Genomic DNA, 5,125 nt, shown 5'->3' with positions numbered 1-5,125 from the left:
CCTCAAGGCTGCGCGGCTGCTGCCATCCGGTCAGGTCGACGACGCCGAGGATCTGGCGCTGCTGGAAGTCCGCGACCTACTTTTCGCCCGGTTGCTGCAGTACCGGGCGTTCAAGCACGTCGCGCAGATGTTCGCCGAGCTCGAGGCCGCCGCGCTGCGCAGCTATCCCCGGGCGGTGTCCCTGGAGGACCGGTACGAAGACCTGCTGCCCGAGGTGATGTTGGGCGTCGACGCCAAGCGGTTCGCCGAGATCGCAGCGACCGCGTTCACGCCACGGCAAGTGCCGACGGTGGCCACCGAACACCTGCACGACCTGATGGTCTCGGTGCCCGAGCAGGCCAAACAACTGATGTCGCTGCTGGAAAAGCGTGGGATCGGGCAGTGGGCATCGTTCTCCGAGCTGGTCACCGATTGCAAGGCGTCCATTGAGATCGTCGGGCGCTTCCTGGCTCTGCTCGAGCTGTATCGGTCGCGGACGGTAGCATTCGACCAGTCAGAACCGCTTGGTGTGCTCCAGGTTTCGTGGACCGGAGAACAACCCCCCAGCGACGAATTGCGGGACCACTACTCATGACTCGTGCCAGCGACGATTCAGAGCGCAGCGATGCGGAGAAGCGGCGCCATATGACGCAGCCATCGTTCGATGCGGACTTGGACATCGACGCGGCCGGCGCGGACGCGGGCACCGACGTGCCCGATTTGGACCTGGGATTCGATGTGTCCGATGAGAACCTCGGCATCGACGTCGCGACGGCACCCGAGCTCGAGGACACCGAGCTCGGTAGGGTGCTCGAGGCACTGCTGCTGCTGGTCGACACCCCGGTAACCGTCGAGGCGCTGGCCGCGGCGACCGAGCAACCGGCCTACCGGGTGGCGGCCAAGCTGCGGCTGATGGCCGATGAGCTCACCGAACGAGACAGCGGCATCGACCTGCGCGAGGCCGGCGGGGGATGGCGGATGTACACCCGGGCCCGGTTCGCGCCCTACGTTGAGCGCTTGCTGCTGGACGGATCTCGCTCGAAGCTCACCCGGGCGGCGCTGGAGACGCTGGCGGTGGTGGCCTACCGGCAACCCGTGACGCGTGCACGGGTGAGCGCGGTGCGCGGGGTCAACGTCGACGCGGTGATGCGCACGCTGCTGGCGCGCGGGCTGATCACCGAAGCAGGCACCGACGCCGACACCGGGGCGGTGACCTTCGCCACCACCGAGCTGTTCTTGGAACGCCTCGGGCTGTCGTCGCTGACCGATCTGCCCGATATCGCACCATTGCTTCCCGATGTCGACATGATCGACGACCTGAGCGAATCCCTGGACACTGAGCCCCGTTTCGTCAAGCTCGGCGGCGGTCCGGTTTCCGACGATCCGCCCTTGTCGTTCGACGTGGATCACGAGTGATGGTCACGGACAGCGAACCCAGCGGGGTTCGCCTGCAGAAAGTGCTGTCGCAGGCCGGAATTGCGTCGCGGCGGGTTGCCGAGCGAATGATCATCGACGGCCGCGTCGAGGTCGACGGCCAGTTGGTGACCGAGCTGGGCACCAGGGTCGACCCGGATGCCTCGGTGATCCGCGTCGACGGGGCGCGGGTGGTTCTGGATGATTCGCTGGTGTATCTGGCGCTGAACAAGCCGCGCGGCATGCACTCGACGATGTCGGACGATCGTGGCCGGCCCTGCATCGGCGATCTGGTCGAACACCGAGTTCGGGGCAACAAGAAGCTTTTTCACGTGGGGCGGCTCGACGCCGACACCGAGGGTCTGATCTTGCTGACCAACGATGGCGAGCTGGCTCATCGGCTGATGCATCCCTCCTTCGAAGTACCCAAGACGTATCTGGCGACGGTAAACGGATCGGTGCCGCGCGGCCTCGGCAAGAAATTGCGGACTGGAATCGAATTGGACGACGGGCCGGTCGCAGTTGACGATTTCGCGGTGGTGGACGCCATTCCCGGTAAGACGCTGCTTCGGGTCACGCTGCACGAGGGACGCAAGCGCATTGTGCGACGGATGCTGGCCGAGGTGGGATTTCCCGTGCAGACACTTGTCCGTACCGATATCGGCGCGGTGTCACTGGGCGAGCAGCGGCCGGGTAGCATACGGGCGCTGCGCCGCAATGAGATCGGGGAGCTCTATAAAGCGGTAGGGCTGTGAACGCAGTCGTTGTCGCCATCGATGGCCCGGCGGGCACCGGAAAGTCTTCGGTATCAAGGGGATTGGCGCATGCATTGCATGCCCGCTATCTGGACACCGGTGCCATGTATCGCATCGTCACGCTGGCGGTGCTGCGTGCCGGAATAGACCTCACCGACCAGGATGCCGTCGGAGCAGTCGCATCCAATGTCAAGCTGTCGGTGGGCCACGACCCCAAAGAGGATCTTAGTTACCTTGACGGCGAGGATGTTTCGTCGGAGATCCGTGGCGACCAGGTCACCAGGGCGGTGTCCGCCGTGTCGGCTGTTCCCTCCGTCCGCACCCGCCTTGTCGACTTGCAGCGCGCGCTGGCCACGGGGCCCGGCAGCGTCGTGGTTGAAGGACGCGACATTGGGACCGTGGTGTTGCCCGACGCCGACGTCAAGATCTACCTGACCGCGTCGGCGGAGACGCGGGCACGGCGCCGCAATGATCAACATGTTGCCGCCGGATTTGTCGACGACTACGACTCCGTGCTCGCCGATGTGCGGCGCCGCGATCACCTGGACTCGACGCGCGCGGTGTCGCCCCTGCGGGCCGCCTCGGATGCGGTGGTCGTCGATACCAGCGAGATGACCGAATCCGAAGTGATCGCTCACCTCCTGCAGTTGGTCAAGCAGCGAAGCGAGGCAGTTCGGTGAGTGACGACGGCACGTGGGTCGACGAAAGCGAATGGGAATCAAGTGAATTCGTTGATTCCATCGATGATGTGGCCAGTGGTCCGCCGCCGGTGGTGGCCGTGGTGGGCCGGCCGAACGTCGGCAAGTCGTCGCTGGTCAACCGGATCCTGGGCCGACGGGAAGCGGTAGTTCAGGACGTGCCCGGCGTGACCCGTGACCGGGTGTCCTACGACGCACTGTGGACTGGACGCAGATTCGTCGTGCAGGACACCGGGGGATGGGAGCCCGACGCCGAGGGCCTGCAGCTGTTGGTCGCCGAGCAGGCCTCGGTGGCCATGCGTACCGCCGATGCGGTGATCCTGGTGGTGGACGCGGTCGTCGGCGCGACGGCAGGTGACGAAGCTGCGGCCCGTATCCTGCGCCGCTCCGGTAAGCCGGTGTTCCTGGCCGCCAACAAAGTTGATAGCGAGAAAGGCGAAGCCGATGCCGCCGCATTGTGGTCGTTGGGCGTCGGTGAGCCACACGCGATCAGCGCGATCCACGGTCGCGGCGTGGCCGATCTGCTCGACGCGGTCGTCGGGGTGCTGCCGGAGGTCGCTGAACTGGCCTCTACCCAGGGCGGTCCACGGCGGGTGGCACTGGTCGGCAAGCCCAACGTCGGGAAGAGCTCGCTGCTGAACCGGTTGGCGGGCGATCAGCGCTCGGTGGTTCACGACGTCGCCGGCACCACGGTCGATCCGGTGGACTCGCTGATCGAAATGGACGGCAAGGTCTGGCGTTTCGTCGACACGGCCGGACTGCGCCGCAAGGTCGGCCAGGCCAGTGGGCAGGAGTTCTATGCCTCGGTACGCACCCACGGCGCCATCGACGCCGCCGAAGTGGTGATCGTGTTGATCGACGGATCGGTGCCACTGACCGAGCAGGATCTGCGGGTGCTGTCGATGGTCGTCGAGGCCGGGCGCGCGCTGGTGCTGGCGTTCAACAAATGGGACCTCGTTGACGAGGACCGGCGTTACCAGCTGGATAACGAGATCGACCGCCAACTGGCGCAGGTGCAGTGGGCGCAACGGGTCAACATCTCCGCGAAAACCGGCCGCGCGGTGCAGAAGTTGGTGCCGGCGTTGGAGAGTGCGTTGGCATCGTGGGATGCCCGGATCGGCACCGGCCGGTTGAACACCTGGATCAAGGAAGTCGTGGCGGCGACACCGCCGCCGGTGCGCGGCGGTAAACAGCCGCGGATTCTGTTCGCTACGCAGGCCGCCGCTCGCCCGCCGACGTTCGTGTTGTTCACTTCCGGATTTCTGGAAGCGGGCTACCGCCGATTTTTGGAGCGACGTCTGCGCGAGACTTTCGGCTTTGACGGCAGCCCGATTCGCATCAACGTTCGGGTACGCGAGAAGCGCAAGCCCAAGTCGCGCTGACGGCGGCACGCGCAGTGCTGAAACTCATATTTACGCATGAGTTGAGCCGGATAAAGTCGTGTCAGTGCCTTTGTCGCAAGGGATTTTGATCGTCCTCGCCGCCGTGGGGGCCGGCGCGATCAATGCCGTTGTCGGTTCGGGCACGTTGATCACTTTTCCGACACTTGTCGCGATGGGTTATCCGCCGGTGACGGCGACGATGTCCAACGCGGTGGGCCTGGTAGCGGGCAATGCCTCCAGCACCTGGGGCTATCGGCGTGAACTGCGCGGTCAGGGTGGCAGGCTGGTATGGCAAATTCCCGCTTCGGTTATCGGCGCGACACTCGGTGCTTGGCTGCTCTTGCATCTTCCGGAGAAACTGTTCACCGCCGTGGTGCCGGTGCTGCTGATCATCGCGCTGGTGCTGGTGGTCATCGGTCCGCGTATCCAAGTTTGGGCGCAGGCACGGGCGGCGAAGGCAGGTCAGTCGGCCGAAGACATTTCGCGTGGTCGGATGGCCGCGGTGGTGTCGAGCACTTTCGCGGTCGCCGTCTATGGCGGCTATTTCACGGCCGCACAGGGCATTTTGCTGGTTGGCGCGATGGGTGCACTGCTGCCGGAATCGGTACAGCGGACGAACGCCGCGAAGAACCTGCTGACATTGATCGTGAATCTTGTTGCGGCGCTGGCTTATACGATGGTCGCTTTCCATCGCATCAACTGGCCGGTCGCCGGTCTCATCGCGATCGGATCATTGCTCGGCGGCTGGCTGGGTGCACGCTATGGCCGTCGGCTGTCACCGAACGCGCTGCGCGCCGCGATCGTCATCGTCGGCCTCATCGGGCTCTACCGGCTGCTCACCGTCTGACGGGTCAGCCCCGTTGAACGGCGTTACCGAAGCCAGAATTTCCGATTGTCG

Annotated in this window: 6 protein-coding genes; all 6 read left to right on the top strand. The window is 65.1% G+C overall.

Features of this window, described 5'->3' with window-relative positions; all coding sequences use genetic code 11:
- Positions 1 to 574 (top strand): segregation/condensation protein A (locus VGH54_RS19545; RefSeq protein ID WP_331513726.1); only part of this gene is annotated, 574 nt, incomplete at its 5' end.
- On the top strand, positions 571 to 1,395 hold the full coding sequence (gene scpB / locus VGH54_RS19540; RefSeq protein WP_331513724.1) for an SMC-Scp complex subunit ScpB: 825 nt from the start codon (positions 571 to 573) through the stop codon (positions 1,393 to 1,395). The genes VGH54_RS19545 and scpB, both read left to right, overlap by 4 nt.
- A complete protein-coding gene (locus tag VGH54_RS19535) occupies positions 1,395 to 2,147 on the top strand; it encodes a pseudouridine synthase (RefSeq protein WP_331513727.1) in 753 nt (250 codons plus the stop codon). Before scpB ends, VGH54_RS19535 begins: the two co-directional genes overlap by 1 nt.
- Positions 2,144 to 2,827 carry a (d)CMP kinase gene (cmk, locus tag VGH54_RS19530; RefSeq protein WP_331513723.1) on the top strand — a complete coding sequence of 228 codons (684 nt, stop codon included), beginning with the start codon at positions 2,144 to 2,146 and terminating at the stop codon, positions 2,825 to 2,827. Before VGH54_RS19535 ends, cmk begins: the two co-directional genes overlap by 4 nt.
- Entirely contained in the window at positions 2,824 to 4,227 is a 1,404-nt protein-coding gene (gene der, locus VGH54_RS19525; protein WP_331513722.1) for a ribosome biogenesis GTPase Der, read from the top strand. Before cmk ends, der begins: the two co-directional genes overlap by 4 nt.
- 64 nt (positions 4,228 to 4,291) lie before the next feature.
- Complete coding sequence (locus VGH54_RS19520) at positions 4,292 to 5,074, top strand: sulfite exporter TauE/SafE family protein (protein WP_331513721.1); 783 nt, start codon at positions 4,292 to 4,294, stop codon at positions 5,072 to 5,074.
- Positions 5,075 to 5,125 lie beyond the last annotated feature (51 nt).

The sequence above is a fragment of the Mycobacterium sp. genome, from assembly GCF_036488105.1.
Classification (GTDB): Bacteria; Actinomycetota; Actinomycetes; order Mycobacteriales; family Mycobacteriaceae; genus Mycobacterium.
The sequence above is the reverse complement of the archived record's forward strand: the minus strand, read 5'-3'. Positions and strand labels throughout refer to the sequence as shown.